The sequence below is a fragment of the Micromonospora sp. bgisy143 genome (assembly GCF_057708145.1).
In genome coordinates this window covers 118573-138475 of record NZ_JBYIRN010000001.1, presented here as the reverse complement: position 1 = coordinate 138475, position 19903 = coordinate 118573, and the positions used below count along the sequence as shown (strand labels likewise).

The following is a 19903-nucleotide window of genomic DNA, read 5'->3' as shown; positions in this document are numbered from 1 at the left end:
CCGCCGCAGGTCCACGCGACCGTCCTCTACGTTCCGCTTAAGCGCCTGAGCCGGGAGTCCCTAGCTCGAACGAAGTCGGCGTAGTCCTCTCCGGCAACCCCGTGGTTGACCCAACGGTGCGGCGACGCCCCGGTCGTGCGCTCTGCCAGTTCCAGCGCCTCGGCCGGGTCTTGCACGTGCCCGGTGATGCGGCCGGGCCCGGAGTCGTCCTCGCCGTCCGGATCAAGCGGCGGGAACCCCGTCAGGTCACGGGAGTTCGCGTCGTGCAGGTCCTGCACGTCGTGGATCGACAGGTTGTAGCCGTCTTGCCATGGCCAGATCGAGACCCATCGGATGCCTTCGATGCCCTTCAGCGTGATGGGTCCGAGAAACTGCTCGACCTCCTTCCTGCGCTGCAGCGTGCCGAGGAGGAAGGACCGGCTGAGGTATCGCACGCTCGGAGGCTACCGACCGCAGAAGCGGCTGCCGTGTTGCTGTCGACAGCAACCGGATCGGACGAGAGGGCACTCAGCCAGACAGTGGCGGATAGCCGCCCCAGGCCAGAGACACACGCGAACCGGCGCGGACGCCGTGCACAGAGCTTGTAAGACGAGATTTACAGGCGAGTCGCCTGTCTCAGTCCAGCCAACCCGGTTCGGCACCACGGATCAGTTCCGCCAACAGACGATGATCGAGCGTCGCCTTCTGCAGGACTGCGCCCAGCTGGCGAAGCGCGTCCACGTCGAAGCTGTGAGCGACGAACGTTCCACCTTCGGAGTCGAAGTCGACCGTGTTGGCGACGTCCGCGAGATGAGCACGCATCGCCTGCCTCGCCACGCCTTCCCAGCCGTAGCCGTTGCCGTATGCGCCGCACTCGTCGAACACATCTACGGCGTCATCCCAGTCAGCGTCGGCCATCATCAGGCAGTACCTGCCGGGGGCGTGGTCGTACTCGAACAGAGTCAGTGGGGCGTACGTGGTCTTGTCATCGAGCACGGCCGGAGCCTAGGCGCTTGGTACGACCCTGGTTCGCCGGATCACTCCGTGACGAGGGCGCGGGGGTCAAAGGTGCACATCCCCTCAGCTCCATCGGCAGGACAAGGGCGGGTTCTCGGGAAACCGAGAACCCGCCCTTGCTGCATGCCGTGGCTGTCGAGCGTCAGCTGACGGTGATGTCGCTGCACCACATGTAGGTCTGGTCCATGTGCGACGCCTTCCACAGCACGAACAGGATGTGGTTCCCGCTGCGCGTGGACGGGATCGTGACGTTGAACGAAATGTTCTGTGCCGGCGCGTAGCGACCGGTCGTCGCGATCAGGTCCAGGTTGCCCCACCCGAGTTTCTGGGTGGCCGGGTTGAACCCCTGCTTCGAAACGTAAACCTGGAAGAAGTCAGCACCGTGGCTGGCCTGGTCGTACATCTGGACCGTCAGGTTGCGGCTGACGGGGGTCGACTTCCACGCTCCCGGCTGGTTGAGCGAGTCGTTCCGGGCGAGGGCGTTGCTGCACAGCTGCCCGTCCGGGGTGCGGGCCTGGAACTGGCCACCGAGACCGTCGCGCAGCTGGCTCATCCAGTTCCACATGGTGTCGGGATTGGCCTGGAACGCCCGGTAACACATCGGGTCCTGCTGCTGCATGGCCGGGTTGGTGTGCTGGTTGCCCCAGGTCTTCCAGCACTGGTACGCGCGGGTCGCCGGGTTGATGACGGTGCCGTGTGCCTGGGCCGCGCCGACCGAGGGCAGGGCGCCGGCCACCATGGCGAACAGCAGGACCAGCGCCTGGAGGGACCGACGGACGGTGGACCGGGGTCGTCCGCCGGACTGATCGGACTTGGTTGAACGCACGGTTCAGCCTCCGTTCTTCGGGATGAATCGGGGGGTGGGAACGCTCCCAAACCCACTGTTACATCCATGTGTCCAAATATCAATGCTGATCTATCTAAAATGGGATATGAGGTGGCCAGGGTGGTCGCCATCGACAGGGGGAACGGGGTCAGAGACCGGCTGCGGCGTCGTACCGGCGACGCTGGTCGGCCATCTCCGACTGGGTCAACGCCTCCTTGAGCGCCAACTCCTCGTACTTGTCCGGGAACATCTCCCGCAGCCGGTCGACGAACATCACGTCGGCGGTCGCCTCGACCACCTGGATGCCCGGCGGGTTGGTGGACATGTCCATGATCAACGGGCCGGCCAGCTTGACCGCCACGTCCCAGGGACGCTTCTTCTCGGCGATCCCGCACAGGTGGAAGCCGTAGACCGTACGCACGTCGGCCAGCGCGGCGGCGTCGGTCGGCTCGTACCCGTAGACGCGGACCCCGCAGATTACCGGCGGCTTACCCTCGGTGGCCGCCTGCTGGGCGCCGTGGCCGGCGTGGTTGTGCTGCCCCGGGTCCGCCTGTTCGAGCGTGGTCCGCATCCGGGCCGTGATCTGTGCCTGCAGGTCCGCCGGCTTCGCCTCCTGGTCCCCCTGCCTGACCAGGACGACCGCGCCGGCCGACACCACCAGCAGGATCACCGCCACCCACACCAGCCGGTTCCGGTACCACCTGGCGGCATTCTCTGGGGAAGTCATGATTGCCTCTCACCTCGTCGCCGGTTCCGGCGTCCTGGCAGACCGAACCGGACGTCCCGGCGGATGCGACGTCGAACGCGTCGGCCGTCGGGGACACGTGTCGGGGGATGCGTACGACGGACGCGGCGGCCTACCCGGCGGGTTGTCCGTCGTCACGGAGATGGCCCGGCTGTGTGGCAGGCGAGCGGCTGCCCAGGTGGCGCGCTGCCGGCACTGCGCTGCTCCCGCGCTGGCCGTTCCCAACGCGGTTGCCCCCGCGCTGCGGCGATACGAGCCATTCCAACACGTCTGGCACCACTGTGGCAACATCGACGTACATCATTGCAAAATCGGCACCGCCGTCAGGCGAACCGTTCGGTCGTCACGGTGACCAGGCCGTGCTGCCGCAGCAGGTTCGTCAGGTCGGCCAGGGTCGCGGGCACCTCCTCGACCCCGTCGGTGCCCAGCAGGACCGTCACGTCGAGGGCCCAGGCGAGGGAACGGCCGACGCGTCGCAGGTCCCAGGTGAACCGGGCACCACCGCTCTCGCGCCGACCGTCGGCGACCGATCCGGCGGTGCCGCCACCCGTCGTACGCCAGCGGCTCCGTAGTGCGGCCACCTGCTCCGCCCGCAGGTCCTTGGCGAACAGGAGGCGGTACAGCCGTCGTTCGGAGAAGCCGTCCGGCGGCTGGCTCGGGCCGAGCCGCAGGGGCGCGGTCGCCGCGATCGGTTGGTGGTCGCGGAAGTACGTCCGCAGCACGTCCTCGGGCGGCAGCTCGCCCCCGCCGAGGCGGCGGTAGGCGTCCGCCGCCTCGGGCCGGCCGGTGGGCACGACCCGGGCGAGTACGGCGGGGTCGGTACGCAGACCACGGCTCAGCGTGGCGGAACTCCACCAGCCGCCGTCCGGTCTCCAGCTCGTGCTGTGCAGGCCGGTGGCGCAGAAGTCGTCCTGGCGGGTGAACTCCTCAACGAGGATGCCCGCCCCGACCTGTCCGCCCGGGTCGGGCAGGAGCAGGTGGTAGTCCAAAGTGCGGCTCGAACGCGGCCGATCGACGATCACCCGTCAGATCCTGCGGCCACCGCCGACGCCGGGCAAGAGCCGTCCACAGGTGCCCGGCAGCGGTCGTCCGTAGCAGACGGACGGCCGTGTGGATCAGTCAGTCACTCATCGGACAGACCGCAACCGAAGGACGCCTTCAGGAGTGCATCTGGCATCAGTCGACGCCCGGGACGGTCCGGGATACACACGGGGAGACAGAAATGAACGACACCGCTCGACGCAGGATGCTCGCCGGCACCGCCGCCGGACTACTGGCCGCCTCGCTCGGCGTCGCCGTGTCCGCGACGGCGACCGCCGCACCCGCCAGGACCACCGCCGGTGCCTGCACGATCAGCACCCTGCCCTACCCGGCGGACACCTACCGGGCCGAAGCGGACGCCATCGACCCGTCGGGCCGCTTCGTCGTGGGGTCCGCCCTGCGGGTCCTCGACACCGGCAACCAGTCCGTGCTGCTGTTCTGGGACGGGCAGCAGCTCACCGAGACCGAGATGCCCGGCCGCAACGGGGTTGTCCCGGTCGACGTCAACGAGAGCGGCACCGTGATCGGCAACGGTTGGGCGGAGGACGGCATCAGTCAGCCGTGGACGTACCGCGACGGCACGTTCGAGAAGTTGCCGGTGCTGCCGTCCACCGGCATCGTCGTCTCCGCCATCAACGCCGCCGGTGACATCGTCGGTTACGGCTCGGACATCGTGCCCGGCGAGTACGTCGGGCTGCGCTGGCCGGCCGCCCGGCCGGGCACGGTCGAGGTGCTCGACGCCCCGGTCAACGCGCAGCCGACCGGGATCACGCCGAACGGGACCATCGTGGGTACCGCAGGCCCGTTCGGTGATTGGACCGGCTGGGTCCGCCGGCCGAACGGCAAGGTCAAGCCGCTCGCGGTCGCCGGTGGCGGGTCGACGGTGGTCAACGCCGCCGGGGGCCGCTGGGCGATCGGCCAGGTCTGGCTCGGCGGCAACAGCCCGGCGAAGGTGCGGTGGGACCTCCGCGACGGATCGCACTCGATCCTCGACCCGGAGGCCGGGCTCGACGACGTGAACGCCAAGGGCGTCGTGGTCGGCGGTGCCCTGGTCACCCGCGGCGCCACCTCCCGGGTCCTGCCGGGCGGTGGTACCCGGATCAACATCGGCGCCCGGTCCATCGCCGACACGGGCACGATCGTCGGCTTCCGCAACGCCGACCGGGTGACCCCGGTCCGTTGGACCGGCTGCTGACCTTCCGAAGGTGACGGTGCGTGGGGCCGGTCCGATCATCGGGCCGGCCCCGGCACGTCAGGGCCGCCAGAAGCCGGCGGTCGCGAACCGGTGCTGGTACTCCAGCATCCCGGACGTGTCGTGCACGTCGAACACCACGCTGCCGGTACGTCTGCTGCCGGCGGCCAGGTCGTTGCCGGCCGGGATGGGCTTGCCGCAGCCGGAGAAGGCGCCCGTGACCGCGTTGGTCTCGGTGCCGTCGGCGGCCACCCACTGGAAGAAGAGCGGGTTCGCCGAGCCGGTGCCCTTGGTCACCGCCACCGTCACGTCGGCGATCACGAACAGGCCCTCGTCGGGCTTCAGGCCGTACGACTTGCAGGGCTTGGTGGCGGTGCGGAACTTCGTCACGGTGATCTCGACGGTGCCGCCGTTGTCGTCGATGACGAGGGTGTCCCCGACGGACATGGTCCGCGCCACGCCGGCGACCGATGGTACGGGCGAGGGCGTGGCCCCGACCGCCGGTTGCCCGACGCCGCCGGTGACGCCGGGGGTGGGCAGCGCCTCGGTCACCTCGTTGGCGGCGTGCTTGGCGCCGATGACGACGGCCACGATACCGCCGGCGCAGAACATCAGGGCGAGCACGGCCGTCGTGACCGCGACGGCGACCACGGTCCGCTGCGACGTCGCCGTCGGTGTGGGCGGCGGCATCGTGATCGGCTGGCCCGGCCCGGCGGCCTGCGGGTACGCGGCACCGGAGTACGGCGGCGGAACCGGCCCGCTGCCCGCAGCCGACCAGGGGCTGGGCGTCGCGGGCGGGACCGTCGGGTCTGTCGCGGACTGCTGCGGTGTCGCCGGGAGCGGCTGCGTCGTCGGCGGCTCCGGGCTCGGCTGCTGAGGGTCCTGCGGTCCGACGGGGGGCTGGGGGTGGGTCACCGTACTCCTTGACGCCTCGTACGTGCGGTTCGGGAACCCGCCGACGCTACCGTGCGCCGCCGGGCACCCGATCGTCGCGCCCGGGCGGTGTCCCATGGCCGCCGCAGTGGCCAGCATGGACGGTGGCGGTCAGCGCGGGGCGAGGACGGCGGCGGTGCGGACCAGGCCGTCGGCGACAACGAACCGGCCGTCGATCGTGGTCGGCGGGTCGGCCACCTCCGCCGCGTCCACCCGCTTCGGTGCGATCCGGGCGGTGAACGTGCCGGTGTCCGGGTCGATCTCCAGCCGGGCGTCGTGGAAGTCCAGCCAGGTTCCGACGACCGGGTGCCAGACCTTGTAGACGGTCTCCTTGGCGCTGAACAGGACGATCGGCCACCGGATGCCGGAGGGTAGCCGCGCGCAGCTCTGCTCCTCCTCGGGCAGCAGCACGAGCCGGCGTACCCCTGCATTGATCTCGCGGTGCTGTTCGGCGTCCATCCCGACGGACCGCACGTCGGTGGTGCGGGCCGCCGCGGCGGCGCAGTAGCCGGCGGTGTGGGTGATGGCGCCCACCACGCCCGCGGGCCAGACCGGCGCGCGGTTCGCGGCGCTGGGCACCGCCACCGTCGGCAGGCCGAGGTCGGCCATGGCCCGGCGGGCGCAGACCCGGCCGGCGGTGAAGTCCCGTCGACGGGTCTGTACCGCCTGGTCGCTGAGACATGCCTGCTCGGCGTCGAGGAGGTCGCCGGTCCAGTCGCCGGGCCCGGCGACGGCCACGGCGACCGTTGGTGGCAGGAGGTCACGCACGGCCGAAACCTACCGTCGGGTAGTGAGCGGGTGCTCGCTCCACGGTCATATTTCCGACTCCCACGACCGGAGAACGTACCGCAAAGATGTAACACCGGAGGGACGCGTCGCGCTCTCCATGATGGCTCCGGGGGGACCACCATCAAGAGCTGGCATGTCCCGTGAACATCTAAGAGGAGCTGCGATGAGCGATGGCGCCGAACGGCCGAAAGGTCGGGCCGACGACCACGCACCGACGACCCCGGGCTGGAACTGCGGCTCCTGCGGCGACGAGTGGCCGTGCGCGACCAAGCGCGGGCGGCTGCTGGCGGAGTACGGGGGTGACCGGGCGATGCTCAGCGTCTACCTGGGCTCCTGTCTCGCCGCCGCCGCCGAGGATCTGCGGGCCGCGCCGGTGATGTCGTTGCAGGACCGGTTCATCGGCTGGCTGCCCCGGGGCACGCGACGAGGCTGAGACCGCCGGTGGCCCCGCCGGCGAACCGGGCGGGGCCACCCACGGGCGCGGTCGGCTCAGGGCCGCCGGGGCCGCCGGGTCAGCGCGAAACCGACCACCCCGGCCACCGCGGCGAGCACGCCGCCGATGCCGGTCCAGATCCAGCGCGAGCCGAGGTCCGGCAGCCAGTCCGTCAGCGAGCCGCCCTCGTCGTCGGCCTCCGGCTCCGGCGTCGGTACGGCGTTGAGCACCGTGCCCGCCTTGGTGTTCGGCACCAGCGGGGCGGCCAGCTCACCGTCGTCGGCCGAGGCGCCCCGGTCGGTCAGGACGCCGACCAGCAGGTCGACGTCGACGGGTGCGCCCAGGTCCGGCTCGGGCAGGTCGGTGACCGAGAGCCGGACGACGTACGTGCCGGGCAGCGGGTCGGCCGACCACGGTTCCGCCCAGGGCCGGACCTCGCGCAGGGTGCAGCCCAGCGTCACGCTCGACGCCTTGCCGTCCACCGTCGGCGTCTGTGCCCCGGCGGTGCATGCCTGCCGCCGGCGCAGCCCGTCGAACACGTCGATGGTCCAGGTCGACGGGCCGCTGCGGGCTTTCGGGAAGGTGACGGTGGCGTTGATCTCGTGGACCTGCCCGGCGGTCGCGGTGAACGACCAGTACAGGTGGTCGCCCACCGAGGCGTCCACGCGTACCGGTTGGCCGGCGGTGATCGGCGTGGCGGTGAGGAACGAGGTGCCGGCCCGGGTCACCGGCGTGGCGCCCGGAGAAGGGGTGGGGGCGGCCACGGCCATCGCGGGCAGCAGCGCGACCCCGCCGGCGGCGAGCAGCGCCGCCAGCGACCGGAACAGTGCGGTACGCATCAGTTCTCCCTCCAGGTGGCGACCCACCAGCGGGTGAGCAGGCCGGCGATCAGGCCGGTGAGCAGACCTGCCACGGTGAGCAGGACGAGCAGCACCCAGCCCCGGCCGAGATCGGGACCGTCCGGGGCGCCGGCGGCGGCGACCACGTCGATGGTCAGCTCCACCGGCATGCCGGGCGTCGCCGCGGTGCCCGGGCGCGCGGCGAACGAGTTGCTGACCACCAGGCAGACGGTGGTGGGCTCGGCGGCGGGCGTCGGGCTCGCCTCGGTGGCGTCCTCGTCGTCGGTGGTGGCCTCGTCGTCGGCGGTGGCCGACCAGCGCAGACCGGCGGAGAGCACGTCGGCCCGGCCGCTGCCGGCATCCGCGCCCCGGACCAGTTCCCGCCCGTCGGCGGCGGTGGCCCGCAGCAGCACCCCGTAGTCCCGGTTCACCGGCCGGTCCAGCGCCATGCTCACCGACGCGCGCAGCTCCTGCCCGGGGCGGACGGGCACCCGGTAGTAGCGGTGCTCGGAGAACGACTCCCGGTCGGCGTACACCCCGGGGGCGAGCAGCGGCGCGGAGCCGCAGGCGTCCGTGCCGCCGACCACGGTCGGCGCCCGGGTGTGGGTGTCGCCGGCTCGCTCGACGAGTTGCTTGATCCGGCCGGTCAGCTCGTCGGCGCTCTGCGCGGCGGTGTACGTGCCGCCGGTCGCCCCGGCGATGCAGAGCAGTTGCCGGCGTACCTTCTCGTCGGGTGCCAGACCGAGCGTGTCGACGACCAGGCTGGTGCCCTGCGCGGCCAGTTCCCGGGCCACCTGGCACGGGTCCGGCGGGGCGCAGGTGTCCTCCCCGTCGGTGATCAGCACGATCCGCCGGGTGGTGGCCCCGGTGCCCAGGTCCTGGGCTGCGGAGCGCAGCGCCAGCCCGACCGGGGTGAACCCGGTCGGCCGGAGGGTCGCCACGGCTGCCTTGGCGGCGGTCCGGTCGACCGGGCCGACCGGCACGATCTGTTGGGTGTCCTGGCAGCCGACCTTCTTGTCCTTGCCCTTGTACGTCGCGCCGAGCACCCGGATGCCGAGCTGGGTCTCCTCCGGCAGCGCGTCGACCACGTCGTTGAACGCCTGCTGGGCCACCGAGATCCGGCTGCGTCCGTCGATGTCCGCTGCCCGCATCGAGCCGCTGACGTCGAGCACCAGCTCGACCCGGGGTGGCTCGGCCACCTGCTCCTCGTCGGCCGCCGCCGGGAGGGGCCCGGTCAGCGCGGTGGTCGCCAGCAGTCCGATAAGGACGGCCGCCGATCGTCTGAAGTTGATCACGGCCCGCAGTGTAGTGAGATCCACTTTGGAGGGCCGGCGGGGTGGTTGGTCGTCCCGGACGGTCGGAGCGCCCCGTTGCGGGCGCTGGGTCCACGTCAGGTCACCCTCGGTCAACGGCCGGAGGATAGTCCTCGGCCCGGCCGGAATCGGTCGGAAATCCGACCCAAGTTGACCCGTTGTGCCGGTGGCGCGCGGTGGTTAAGCTCTTCATGCGCGCCCCAATCGCCCGCTTCCCCCGTGGCAGGCGATCGGGGCGCGCGTCTTTGTGTCCAGCTTGGTGCGCAAACGTCGGGCCCGCACGCTTCACGCGTGCGGGCCCGATGTCCTTCGCGCTGTGCGGCGCGTCGCCTGCCGGTGCTTATATCCAGCGACCGTCGAGCCACATCCGGGCCAGCCAGTCCGAGTACGGGATCAGCTTGCCCACGAAAATCGGATAGAAGTAGGCGAAGCACAGCCCCACGAGCAGCACGTACGCGCCGGCCGCGATGCTGCCCACCAACCGTCGTTCGTAGCCGGCGGTCCCGGGCGTCAACGCCGTCGTCTCGCCCACGTCGCCCCCTGCCGGGGCGATCAGCGCACCCAGCACGTACACCACGGCGAGCACCAGGAAGGGCAGCGCCGGGGCCGCGTAGAACGAGAACATCGTCCGGCCGTCGAGGGCGAACCAGAACCAGGGCAGCAGGCCGGCGGCCACGGTGAGCAGGATCGCGCCGGCCCGCCAGTCCCGTCGGGCGACGCCCAACCAGACGAGCGCCACCAGAGCGGGCAGGAACGACCACCACAGCAGCGGGGTGCCCAGCAGCAGGATCTCCGAGGCGCAGGTCGGCGCGCCGCAGGCGCCGTCCCCCGACCAGTGGAAGGCGACCGGGCGGCCGAGCAGCAGCCACTGCCACGGCCACGACTGGTACTTGTGCGGATCGTCGAGCTGGGCGTGGAAGCCGTACGCGATGCGGTGGTACTCGTAGAGGTTGACCAGTGGCCCGATCACCGGGGTGTCGCTGAGCGACCCCGTGGGGTACGCCGTCGAGGACGCCAGCCGGTAGTAGCCGTCATCGCTGAGCAGCCACCCCGACCAGGTCGCCAGGTAGGTGCCGACCATCAGCAGCCCCGCCAGCACCAGCCAGGGCACCTCGTCCAGCAGGGTGTCCCGCCAGGGCCGGCGGACACCCGCCGACCGGCGGAGCCCGACCTCCCAGAGGACCACGAAGAGGGCGAACACCGGCACGAAGTAGAGCGCGCTCCACTTGACCGCGCAGGCGCACCCGATCAGCACCCCGGCGGCCAGCCGCCACCACGGCCACGTCCGCCAACCGGTCGACGGCCGGCCCGCGGGCCCGGGCCGGCTCGGGTCGAGCCCGTCGTCCAGCGCGCGTGCCCAGCGCCGACGCCGCGCGTCCCGGTCGAGCACCAGCGCGCCGAAGGCGGCCAGCACGAAGAACATCAGGAAGATGTCGAGCAGCGCCGCGCGCGACAGCACCAGGTGAAAACCGTCAAGCGCGAGCAGCAGGCCGGCCGCGCAGCCGAGCACCGTCGAGCGGAACAGCCGGCGGCCGATGCGGACCAGCAGCAGCACCGAGAGCGTGCCGATCAGGGCCGCCGAGAACCGCCAGCCGAACTCCGGCGCGGTGGTGAACAGGTGCCCGCCGACGGAGACCTTCGACTCCGCGTCCTGGTACCCGAAGGCCCACTCGCCGATGCCGATGAGCCACTTGCCCAGCGGCGGGTGCACCACGTACGAGGGGACGTTGTCCTTGTAGTTCCACTCGACGCCCCGGCTGATCAGCCCGTACGCGTCCTTGGCGTAGTACGTCTCGTCGAAGATCTTGCCCTTGGGGCTGGACAGCCCGACGAAGCGCAGGATCGCCGCGATCGCCACCACCACGGCGGTGGCGAGCCACGAGTACGGGTCCATCCGGGTGTCGACGGTCGCGAACCGGCGACGGACCACGGCGGACACGCCCCCGCCGTCGGTTGGCGGCGCCGCCGCTTCCGAAGGGGGGCTGGGCTCGCCGGACACCTCGACCGTGTCTGCCGGGTCGGCGCTCGGGCTCTGCGCTGTCGACGCACTCGTCACCCGGCGATCGTAGGCTGCCAGGGTGTCCTGTGGCGCCCGTCGTCCCTGATACCGGTATCCGCTGTCGATGAAGGAGACGATGACGTGGGTGAAATGTCCGAAGCTGGGCGCCTGATCCTGCTCGGTGCCCCGCTCGGCAACCCCGCCGACGCCTCGGCCCGGTTCCGCGAGGTGCTGGCGAGCGCCGACGTGGTGGCCGCCGAGGACACCCGCCGGCTCACCCGGCTGGCCCGCGATCTCGACATCACCGTCGGCGGTCGGATCGTCTCCTACTTCGAGGGCAACGAGGAACGGCGTACGCCCGAACTCGTCGAGGTCATCCTCGGCGGGTACACCGTGGCGCTGGTGACCGACGGCGGTATGCCGAGCGTCTCCGATCCGGGATACCGGCTGGTCCGGGCCGCGCTCGACGTCGGCGCGCCGGTCACCGTCGCGCCCGGGCCCAGCGCGGTGACTACCGCCCTCGCCGTCTCCGGGCTGCCCTGCGACCGGTTCTGCTTCGAGGGGTTCCTGCCCCGCTCCGGAGGCGCCCGCCGGTCCCGACTGCGGGCGCTCGCCGCCGAGGAGCGCACCCTCGTCTTCTTCGAGGCGCCGCACCGGATCGGCGCGGCGCTCACCGACCTGGCCGAGGCGTTCGGCGCGGACCGGCCGGCCGCGCTCTGCCGGGAGCTGACCAAGACCTACGAGGAGGTCCTCCGCCGTCCCCTCGGTGAGCTGGCCCGCTGGGCCACGGAGACCGAGCCGCGTGGGGAGATCACCCTGGTGGTGGCCGGCGCGCCGGTGACCCCTGCGGAACGCCCCGACGACGAGACCCTGCGCGCGGCGGTCGCCGAGCGGGAGGCCGCCGGCCGGTCCCGCCGGGACGCCATCACCGACGTTGCCACCGAGTACGCCCTACGCCGCCGCGAGGTCTACACGATCGTGCACAGCTGACCCGCCCCGCGCTCACCAGGCGGCGGCCAGGAAGCCCAGGGTGATCAGCGACGGGCCGGCGAGCGCGGCGGTCACCGCCCACCGGCGGTGCCGCCGGCCGGGCAGCCGGGCCGACCCGGTCCACCGGACGATGCCGGCGGCGCAGCCGAGCACCACCAGCAGCCCGGGCAGCCAGCGCAGGTGCCGACTCGCGCCGGTGTCGGCGTACGCGGTGCCGCCGTCCGGGCCGGTCATCCGGGCCCGGTGCGCGGTCCCCGGTGCGCCGCCTCCGGCGGGTACGCCGCTGACCCGTACCCCGTGGGCCAGGAACCGGCCGTCGTCCGCCGTGAAGATCCCTCGGCAGCGCTGGGTGAGTCCTGCCCCGGTACAGGTGTCGATCACCACCGTGCCATCGCGCCCGTGCCCGACGGCGAGCCAGAACGGTCCCGCGCTGACCCAGGCGAAGAAGGCGGTGACCAGGCTCAACAGCACCAGCGCGGCCAGCCCGGACACCGGGTCGGGCAGGGCTGTCGTCCGGGCGGTCGCGCGGCGGGACGTCGCCGAGGCGCGGGGCGCGGAATCCTCCCGGACCGGGGTGCCGTCCCAGTGCACCTCCTCGATCGGCGCCCAGAAGGCGCTGTCGCCGTCCGGCAGATCCGTCCCGTCCGACCGGTACGCGTCCCGGCCACGGCCCTGCTGACGGACCGGCACCCGGCGCGGCACCGCGTCCACCGGCGCCCCGGTGGTCGGTTCCACCTCGACCGTCGCCGCCCCACCCGGTTCACCATCGGCGCGCGCCGCGCTCCCGGCCGCCGTCCCGGCGTACGAACCGGGTGGTGGCGTCTCGGCGGACGGGCCCGGCGGGTGCGGGCGGGCCGGGCTGGGCGTGGGCGCCGCCGGGCTGGGCCGCGCCGGGGTCGGCGTCGGCGGCCGTGGCGTCGGGCTCGGCCGGGACGCGGCGTCCGGCCGTGGCGCCGGGCCCGGCACGATGGGACGCTCGTCATGGTCCCGGGCCGCTCGTCTGCCAGTCACGACGTTCATTGCACACCGGCAGCAGGGGCTGAACGGGCAGCTGGACCGCGTGTCGGCGACAAATCGGACCAAAGGCCGAGGGGGTCGGCCCGGTCCGTCGACCCGGCACCCCCTATTGGTTCGCGGGCCCGCCGGACGGGTCACTAGGCTTGCTGCTCATGAGTCACGTTCTCGCGGCAGTGGCCTGGCCGTACGCCAACGGCCCCCGCCACATCGGCCACGTCTCCGGTTTCGGCGTTCCCTCCGACGTCTTCGCCCGGTACATGCGGATGGCCGGCCACGACGTGCTCATGGTCTCCGGCACCGACGAGCACGGCACCCCCATCCAGGTGCAGGCCGACGCCGACGGGGTCACCCCGCGCGAGCTGGCCGACCGGTACAACAGGGTGATCGTGGAGGACCTGCACGGTCTCGGCCTCTCCTACGACCTGTTCACCCGCACCACCACCCGCAACCACTACGCGGTGGTGCAGGAGTTGTTCGAGGGGATGTACCGCAACGGCTACATCGTGCCGAAGACCACCATGGGCGCGATCTCGCCGTCCACCGGGCGCACCCTGCCCGACCGGTACATCGAGGGCACCTGCCCGATCTGCGGGTACGACAGCGCCCGGGGCGACCAGTGCGACAACTGCGGCAACCAGCTCGACCCGATCGACCTGATCGACCCGAAGTCGCGGATCAACGGCGAGACCCCGAAGTTCGTCGAGACCGAGCACTTCTTCCTCGACCTGCCCGCCTTGGCCGACGTGTTGCGGCAGTGGCTGGACACCCGCGAGGGGTGGCGGCCCAACGTGCTGCGGTTCTCCCGGAACCTGCTCGACGACCTCCAGCCCCGGGCGATCACCCGTGACCTGGAGTGGGGTGTGCCGATCCCGCTCGACGACTGGCGCGACCGCCCCGACAAGCGGATCTACGTGTGGTTCGACGCGGTGATCGGCTACCTGTCCGCGTCGATCGAGTGGGCCCGCCGCTCCGGCGACCCGGAGGCGTGGCGGAAGTGGTGGTCGGCCGACGGCGAGGGCAAGGACGCCCGGTCCTACTACTTCATGGGCAAGGACAACATCGTCTTCCACTCGGTGATCTGGCCGGCGCTGCTCTCCGGCTACTCCGGCGAGGGCTCCCGCGACGGTGAGCCGGGCGAGCTGGGCCGGCTCAAGCTGCCCACCGAGGTCGTTTCCAGCGAGTACCTGACCATGGAGGGGCGCAAGTTCTCGTCGTCCCGCAAGGTGGTCATCTACGTCCGGGACTTCCTGGAGCGCTACGACGCCGACGCGCTGCGCTACTTCATCGCCGCCGCCGGCCCGGAGAGCAACGACACCGACTTCACCTGGGCCGAGTTCCTGCGCCGCAACAACGACGAGCTGGTCGCCGGCTGGGGCAACCTGGTCAACCGGTGCGTCTCGATGGCCGCGAAGAACTTCGGGGCCATCCCGCCGGTCGACCCGGCCGGGCTCACCGAGGCCGACGAGGCGCTGCTCGCCGTGGCCCGGGCCGGCTTCGAGACGGTCGGTGACCTGATCGGCCGGCACCGGCAGAAGCAGGCCATCGGCGAGGCGATGCGGGTGGTCGCCGAGGCCAACAAGTACCTCTCCGAGCAGGCGCCGTGGAAGCTCAAGGCCGAGGCCGACAAGCCGCGCCAGGGCACCATCCTGCACGTCGCCCTCCAGGTGGTCAGCGACGCCAACACGCTGCTCACCCCGTTCCTGCCGCACTCCGCCCAGAAGGTGTTCGAGCTGCTCGGCGGCACCGGCGTACACGCGCCGATGCCCGTCATCGAGCAGGTCGACGACCTGGACGGCGGCCCGGCGTACCCGGTGCTCACCGGGGACTACACGGTGGGCGCGCGCTGGGAGTCGGTGCCGATCGAGACCGGCCGGCCGCTGGCCGCGCCGACGCCGGTGTTCCGCAAGCTCGACCCGTCGATCGTCGACGAGGAGCTGGCGCGGCTGGCCGGCTGAGCGTCGGGCGGCGCGCGGCGGCACATCCTGCCGCCGCGTGCCGTCAGAGCGCGTACCGGGTGTCCATGACCCGGTCGTCGGCGACCTCGGCGGCCGGCGCCCAGGTCTCGAAGACGCCCCGGTCGTGGCACTGCGCGCCGGTGTCGACCACCGCTTCCGGGTCGGGGTGCCGCAACCGCAACCGCAGCCAGCCGGCCTCCTCGCGCAGCACCAGGCACGGCACGCCCCGCCAGGTGGCGAACCGGAGCCGGCGGGCCACCGACTCCACCGGGTAGCGGGCCGCCCGGGTCATCGCCAGCACCCGGAACCCCCCGGGCAGGTCGGCCAGCGCCTCGTACTCGGTGTCGCCGTAGCGGCCGACCAACTGGGTGGAGCGCGGGGCGTCGCCGGTCGGCACGAACTCCTGGTCGGGGGAGAGGCCCGGCACCGCGGCCAGCAGGTGCCGCCACTGCGGTCCCACCATCCGCAGCCACGCGCGCTGCTCAGCCTGGTAGCTGTAGAGCACCACCTCCACCCCCTCGGCGGTGTACGCGAGCAGCGTCGCGTTCGCCGGCATCGGCAGGTCGGCGAAGTCCCGGGTGACGAACTCCGGGATGAGCTGCCCGTTGCTCGGCACGAACCCGGTGCCCAGCACCGCGGGGCCCACCCGGTCCCGGGGCCGCAGCGCGGTCAACCCCCGGTGCGCCTCGCCCACCGGCACGTCGTAGTCACCCGGGTCGGCCGCCCGCCAGCGCAGCGCGTACGCCACGTCCGATCCGTCCCGCCCGACGTCGCCGTCGGTGCGCAGCACCGTGGTCGCGGCCGGTGTGCGCAGGTGCGCCACATCGTGCTCCCGGTAGCAGAAGCCGTGCGGCAGCCAGCCCCGCACGTACCCGGCGAGCTGCCGCGCGGAGAGCACCTTCACCATCCGGGTCCCGCGCCGCACCACCGCCGAGGCGCGCACCGCGGCCAACACCGGGTCGCCCGCCGCCGACGGCTGCTGGCTGAGCTGGTGTACGTGCGACCAGCCGTGCTCCCGGTGCGCCGGCAGCATCAGCGGCGTCTCCGGCTCCTCGGCGGCCTCGACCGCCCCGTGCACCGCGCTCACCTCGGTGACGTGCACGAACCGACGCCACGGCAGAGCGCTGCCCGAGCGGGGCGCCCGTTCGAAGCCGGCCACCTCCTCGGCGCTGAACAGCTCGTACGCGGCGCCCCGGGCGATCTCCTCGGCCGGGTACACGCCGCCGCCGAACGCCACCCGCAACCCGGTCCGTTCGCCGGCCGCGTCGCTCGTGTGCGGTGTGACGCTCACGCCGCCGTACCCGATGGCTCGGCCGCCACTGACTCGCTCCGCTCGCTCACGCGAGCGACGGTAGAGTCGCGCGGCGTAGTCGAGGTGAACGCCGGGTGGCGGGCGGGTGGACGACGTCGGTGTGTGATGCTGTCGCTGATGAGCGAGCCGACTGAAACCCGCCGCGAGCGTGCCGCCCGGCGGGCCGGAGAGTTCCCGCCTGCCCCCGAGCCGTTGCCCCGGCCGGTGCTGGACAGCCACACCCACCTGGACATCACGGTCAGCGAGGCCGGCGTACCGGGTGGCGGGCCGGTCGACGACCCGGTCGCCGCGGTGGTCGACCTGGCCACGTCGGTCGGGGTGGACCGGTTGGTGCAGGTGGGGGTCGATGTCGCCTCCTCACGCTGGGGCGCGGACATCGCCGACCGGCATCGGTCCGTGCTGGCCACCGTGGCGCTGCACCCCAACGAGGCGCCCCGGCTGACGGACCTCGACGAGGCGCTGCGGGAGATCGAGTCGTTGGCCGCCCGGGACCGGGTCCGGGGGATCGGCGAGACCGGGATGGACTTCTTCCGGACCGGCGACGAGGGGCGCGCCGCGCAGGAGGAGAGCTTCCGGGCGCACATCGCCATCGCCAAGCGGTACGGCAAGGCGCTGGTCATCCACGACCGGGACGCCCACGCGGACGTGCTGCGGATCCTCGACGACGAGGGCGCCCCGGACACGGTGGTGCTGCACTGCTTCTCCGGTGACGCCGAGTTCGCCCGGGAGTGCGTGCGCCGGGGGTACCTGCTCAGCTTCGCCGGCACGGTCACCTTCGGCAGCGCCACCGCCCTGCGCGAGGCCGCCGCGCTGACCCCGCCGGACCAGATCCTGGTGGAGACCGACGCTCCCTACCTCACCCCGACGCCGCACCGGGGACGGCCGAACGCGTCGTACCTGATCCCGCTGACCGTCCGCTTCCTCGCCGAGACCACCGGCAGTGACCTGGACGAGCTGTGCGCGGCCATCTCGGCCACCGGCGACCGGACCTTCGGCCCGTGGTGAGTCTCCTCGGCCCGGCGGAGATCCGGGAACTCGCCACCCGCCTCGGCGTCGCGCCCACCAAGAAGCTGGGCCAGAACTTCGTGCACGACCCGAACACCGTCCGGCGGATCGTCACCGCGGCCGGCCTGACGCCCGACGACGTGGCCCTGGAGGTCGGCCCCGGCCTCGGCTCGCTCACCCTGGGACTGCTGCCGGTCGCCGGGCACGTACACGCCGTGGAGATCGACCCCACGCTCGCCGGCGCGCTACCGGAGACCGCCGCCCGGCACGCCGGGGCGGACGCCGGCCGGCTCACCGTGCACCGCGCCGACGCGCTGCGCGTCAGGGCCGCCGAGCTGGGCGACCCGCCGCCGACCGCGCTGGTCGCGAACCTGCCCTACAACGTCGCGGTGCCCGTGGTGCTGCATCTGCTGGCCGAGCTGCCGACCCTGCGGCACGGCCTGGTCATGGTGCAGAAAGAGGTCGCCGACCGGCTCGTCGCCGGTCCCGGCTCCAAGGTGTACGGCATCCCGTCGGTCAAGCTCGCCTGGTACGCCGACGCCCGGAGCGCCGGACGGGTGCCGCCGAACGTGTTCTGGCCGGTCCCCAACGTCGACTCCGGTCTGGTCGCCTTCACCTGTCACGAGCCGCCCCGACCCGACGTACCCCGGGAGCGGGTCTTTGCCGTGGTGGACGCGGCGTTCGCGCAACGCCGCAAGACCCTGCGCGCGGCGCTCGCCGGCTGGGCCGGCGGTCCGGACCGGGCCGAGGCCGCCCTCACCGCCGCCGGCGTCGACCCCGGCGCTCGCGGCGAGTCGCTGACCGTGGAGCAGTTCGCGGCCATCGCCGCGTCGGCTCCGGCCCCCACGCCGACCGCGAAGTAGGCTGACGCCGTGCCCGCCGAGGAGGTGTACGAGTGACCGCGGATGCTCTGCCGCCGCCGCGCAACCGGTGGTCCGGTCCGGACCTCTGGCGCCAGAAGCTCGGCAACTACACAGTCGAAGACGTGCTCTCCCTGCCCGACGACGCTCCCCGGGTGGAGCTACGCGACGGAGTCATGATCGTGGTTCCCTCCCCGACGTTCGGTCATCAGAAGATCAGCGGCCTGCTCTGGAATTGGCTGAGACAACATTCGCCGCAGGGGATGGAGGCCAGCTTCGCCACAGGCGTCATGGTCGGCGTCGACCAGACCTTTGAGCCTGACGTCATGCTTCTCGCAGCGGAAACGATCAACTATGACAGTCACTACTCGACTGCTGAGCCCGTGATTCTGGTTGTCGAGGTCGTCTCCCGCAGCACCCGACGTCGGGACCGGCTGGAGAAGCCGGCCGACTACGCCGATGCCGGGATTCCGCACTACTGGCGGATCGAGCAGAATCCGGTGCACGTGTACGCGTACGACCTGGTCGACGGCCGATACGAGCTGGTCGCCGACTCCGCCGAGGAGCTGATCGTGGCCAAGCCGTTCGACATCCGCCTTCGCCTGCGGGACATCACCCCGTGACCGAGGCCTGGCGACCGGACGACGAGGACGAGCGACGCGGGGCCATCGGCCCGGTACGGGTACGCGTGCCCGCTAAGGTCAACCTGCACCTCGGGGTCGGCCCGCTGCGCCGGGACGGCTACCACGAGTTGAACACCGTCTACCACGCGATCTCCATCCACGACGAGCTGACCGCCCGCCGGGGCGACACCCTCGCCCTCACGATGGAGGGCGAGGGCACCGGCGAGCTGGCGCTCGACGACTCCAACCTGGTGATCCGCGCGGCGCACGCCCTGGCCGGCTACGCGGGTGTCCTGCCGCACGCCCGGCTGCACCTGCGCAAGCAGATCCCCCTCGCCGGTGGGCTGGCCGGCGGCAGCGCCGACGCGGCCGCCGCGCTGGTGGCCTGCGACGCGCTCTGGGGCACCGGCCTGTCCCGCGACGAACTGGCCGGGATCGCCGCCGACCTCGGCTCGGACGTGCCGTTCCTGATCTACGGCGGTACCGCGCTGGGCACCGGTCGCGGCGAGGCGGTCAGCCCGGTGCTGGTCCGGCCCACGTCCTGGCACTGGGTGGTGGCGATCGCCGACGTCGGCCTGTCCACGCCGGCCGCGTACCGCGAGCTGGACCGGCTTCGTGACGCCGGCACCGCCGGCGCCCCGCTGGGCAGCACCGATGCCCTGCTCGGTGCGCTGCGTCAGCGCGACCCCCGGGTCCTCGCCCGTACGCTCGGCAACGACCTGCAGGACGCGGCGCTGGCCATGCGCCCCGCCCTGGCCGACACCCTGAAGGCCGGCGAGGCCGCAGGCGCGCTCACCGGCATCGTCTCCGGTTCCGGCCCCACCTGCGTGTTCCTGGCTGCCGACGCCGCCGCCGCCGAACGGATCGCCGCCGAGCTGACAAGTGCCGGGGTGTGTCGGGAGGCGCGGGTCGCGCACGGTCCGGTGGCGGGGGCGCGCGTCGTCTGACGTCGCCGGCCGCGCGGCGCGGGGGTCCGGTCGTCCGCGTACCCTTGGGTCAGGCGTCCCGAGGTGCCCGCCGGCACCCGGACGCCTT

21 protein-coding genes are annotated in these 19903 nt (G+C 72.4%); 9 read left to right on the top strand and 12 right to left on the bottom strand.

What is annotated here, in order from left to right; all coding sequences use genetic code 11:
- Positions 1-26: 26 nt before the first annotated feature.
- From AC3EN4_RS00640 to AC3EN4_RS00620, 5 genes are all read right to left on the bottom strand, one after another.
- Positions 27-434, bottom strand: coding sequence for a hypothetical protein (locus AC3EN4_RS00640; RefSeq protein ID WP_435204021.1), 408 nt, complete (start codon positions 432-434; stop codon positions 27-29).
- 181 nt (positions 435-615) lie between these two features.
- Complete coding sequence (locus AC3EN4_RS00635) at positions 616-975, bottom strand: Imm51 family immunity protein (protein WP_435204020.1); 360 nt, start codon at positions 973-975, stop codon at positions 616-618.
- A 163-nt stretch (positions 976-1138) separates the two neighbouring features.
- Complete coding sequence (locus AC3EN4_RS00630) at positions 1139-1822, bottom strand: lytic polysaccharide monooxygenase auxiliary activity family 9 protein (RefSeq protein WP_435204019.1); 684 nt, start codon at positions 1820-1822, stop codon at positions 1139-1141.
- Between the two features lie 148 nt (positions 1823-1970).
- Positions 1971-2549 (bottom strand): hypothetical protein, encoded by a 579-nt coding sequence (locus AC3EN4_RS00625; protein WP_435204018.1) that lies wholly within the window; start codon positions 2547-2549, stop codon positions 1971-1973.
- A gap of 341 nt (positions 2550-2890) precedes the next feature.
- On the bottom strand, positions 2891-3589 hold the full coding sequence (locus AC3EN4_RS00620; RefSeq protein ID WP_435204017.1) for a hypothetical protein: 699 nt from the start codon (positions 3587-3589) through the stop codon (positions 2891-2893).
- A 200-nt stretch (positions 3590-3789) separates the two neighbouring features.
- Here AC3EN4_RS00620 and AC3EN4_RS00615 point away from each other — a divergent pair, with 200 nt between their 5' ends.
- Positions 3790-4803 carry a hypothetical protein gene (locus AC3EN4_RS00615; protein WP_435204016.1) on the top strand — a complete coding sequence of 338 codons (1014 nt, stop codon included), beginning with the start codon at positions 3790-3792 and terminating at the stop codon, positions 4801-4803.
- Between the two features lie 57 nt (positions 4804-4860).
- On the opposite strand, the gene AC3EN4_RS00610 is transcribed toward AC3EN4_RS00615, so the two are convergent.
- The gene (locus tag AC3EN4_RS00610) at positions 4861-5451 is read right to left on the bottom strand and encodes a DUF4352 domain-containing protein (RefSeq protein ID WP_435204015.1); all 591 of its coding nucleotides are present in this window, start codon (positions 5449-5451) and stop codon (positions 4861-4863) included.
- Between AC3EN4_RS00610 and AC3EN4_RS00605 the strand changes: the two genes are divergently transcribed.
- A complete protein-coding gene (locus tag AC3EN4_RS00605) occupies positions 5432-5677 on the top strand; it encodes a hypothetical protein (RefSeq protein WP_435204014.1) in 246 nt (81 codons plus the stop codon). The genes AC3EN4_RS00610 and AC3EN4_RS00605 overlap by 20 nt on opposite strands.
- A 167-nt stretch (positions 5678-5844) precedes the next feature.
- Here the strand turns inward: AC3EN4_RS00605 and AC3EN4_RS00600 are convergent, their stop codons facing one another.
- Positions 5845-6501 (bottom strand): 4'-phosphopantetheinyl transferase family protein, encoded by a 657-nt coding sequence (locus tag AC3EN4_RS00600; protein WP_435204013.1) that lies wholly within the window; start codon positions 6499-6501, stop codon positions 5845-5847.
- A 184-nt stretch (positions 6502-6685) separates the two neighbouring features.
- Here AC3EN4_RS00600 and AC3EN4_RS00595 point away from each other — a divergent pair, with 184 nt between their 5' ends.
- The gene (locus tag AC3EN4_RS00595) at positions 6686-6955 is read left to right on the top strand and encodes a hypothetical protein (protein ID WP_435204012.1); all 270 of its coding nucleotides are present in this window, start codon (positions 6686-6688) and stop codon (positions 6953-6955) included.
- A 56-nt stretch (positions 6956-7011) separates the two neighbouring features.
- Here AC3EN4_RS00595 and AC3EN4_RS00590 read toward each other — a convergent pair whose 3' ends face one another.
- The 3 genes from AC3EN4_RS00590 to AC3EN4_RS00580 form a co-directional block, all read right to left on the bottom strand.
- Positions 7012-7794 carry a peptidase gene (locus AC3EN4_RS00590; RefSeq protein ID WP_435204011.1) on the bottom strand — a complete coding sequence of 261 codons (783 nt, stop codon included), beginning with the start codon at positions 7792-7794 and terminating at the stop codon, positions 7012-7014.
- Positions 7794-9089 carry a VWA domain-containing protein gene (locus AC3EN4_RS00585; protein ID WP_435204010.1) on the bottom strand — a complete coding sequence of 432 codons (1296 nt, stop codon included), beginning with the start codon at positions 9087-9089 and terminating at the stop codon, positions 7794-7796. Before AC3EN4_RS00585 ends, AC3EN4_RS00590 begins: the two co-directional genes overlap by 1 nt.
- A 358-nt stretch (positions 9090-9447) precedes the next feature.
- Complete coding sequence (locus AC3EN4_RS00580) at positions 9448-11001, bottom strand: dolichyl-phosphate-mannose--protein mannosyltransferase (RefSeq protein WP_435204378.1); 1554 nt, start codon at positions 10999-11001, stop codon at positions 9448-9450.
- A gap of 255 nt (positions 11002-11256) precedes the next feature.
- Between AC3EN4_RS00580 and rsmI the strand changes: the two genes are divergently transcribed.
- Positions 11257-12096: a 16S rRNA (cytidine(1402)-2'-O)-methyltransferase gene (gene rsmI, locus AC3EN4_RS00575; protein WP_435204009.1), complete on the top strand. Its 840-nt coding sequence runs from the start codon at positions 11257-11259 to the stop codon at positions 12094-12096.
- Positions 12097-12108: 12 nt separating this feature from the next.
- On the opposite strand, the gene AC3EN4_RS00570 is transcribed toward rsmI, so the two are convergent.
- A complete protein-coding gene (locus AC3EN4_RS00570) occupies positions 12109-13116 on the bottom strand; it encodes a hypothetical protein (RefSeq protein ID WP_435204008.1) in 1008 nt (335 codons plus the stop codon).
- 149 nt (positions 13117-13265) lie between these two features.
- On the opposite strand from AC3EN4_RS00570, the gene metG reads away from it, so the two are divergent.
- Positions 13266-15068 carry a methionine--tRNA ligase gene (gene metG / locus AC3EN4_RS00565; protein ID WP_435204007.1) on the top strand — a complete coding sequence of 601 codons (1803 nt, stop codon included), beginning with the start codon at positions 13266-13268 and terminating at the stop codon, positions 15066-15068.
- Positions 15069-15111: 43 nt separating this feature from the next.
- Here the strand turns inward: metG and AC3EN4_RS00560 are convergent, their stop codons facing one another.
- Positions 15112-16359: a hypothetical protein gene (locus AC3EN4_RS00560; RefSeq protein ID WP_435204006.1), complete on the bottom strand. Its 1248-nt coding sequence runs from the start codon at positions 16357-16359 to the stop codon at positions 15112-15114.
- 126 nt (positions 16360-16485) lie between these two features.
- On the opposite strand from AC3EN4_RS00560, the gene AC3EN4_RS00555 reads away from it, so the two are divergent.
- From AC3EN4_RS00555 to AC3EN4_RS00540, 4 genes are read left to right on the top strand one after another with little or no spacing between them, the layout of a single operon-like run.
- On the top strand, positions 16486-17385 hold the full coding sequence (locus tag AC3EN4_RS00555; protein WP_435204005.1) for a TatD family hydrolase: 900 nt from the start codon (positions 16486-16488) through the stop codon (positions 17383-17385).
- Complete coding sequence (rsmA, locus tag AC3EN4_RS00550) at positions 17379-18248, top strand: 16S rRNA (adenine(1518)-N(6)/adenine(1519)-N(6))-dimethyltransferase RsmA (RefSeq protein ID WP_435204004.1); 870 nt, start codon at positions 17379-17381, stop codon at positions 18246-18248. Before AC3EN4_RS00555 ends, rsmA begins: the two co-directional genes overlap by 7 nt.
- A 32-nt stretch (positions 18249-18280) precedes the next feature.
- Positions 18281-18868 carry a Uma2 family endonuclease gene (locus tag AC3EN4_RS00545; RefSeq protein WP_435204003.1) on the top strand — a complete coding sequence of 196 codons (588 nt, stop codon included), beginning with the start codon at positions 18281-18283 and terminating at the stop codon, positions 18866-18868.
- Positions 18865-19815 carry a 4-(cytidine 5'-diphospho)-2-C-methyl-D-erythritol kinase gene (locus AC3EN4_RS00540; RefSeq protein ID WP_435204002.1) on the top strand — a complete coding sequence of 317 codons (951 nt, stop codon included), beginning with the start codon at positions 18865-18867 and terminating at the stop codon, positions 19813-19815. Before AC3EN4_RS00545 ends, AC3EN4_RS00540 begins: the two co-directional genes overlap by 4 nt.
- Positions 19816-19903: the final 88 nt, after the last annotated feature.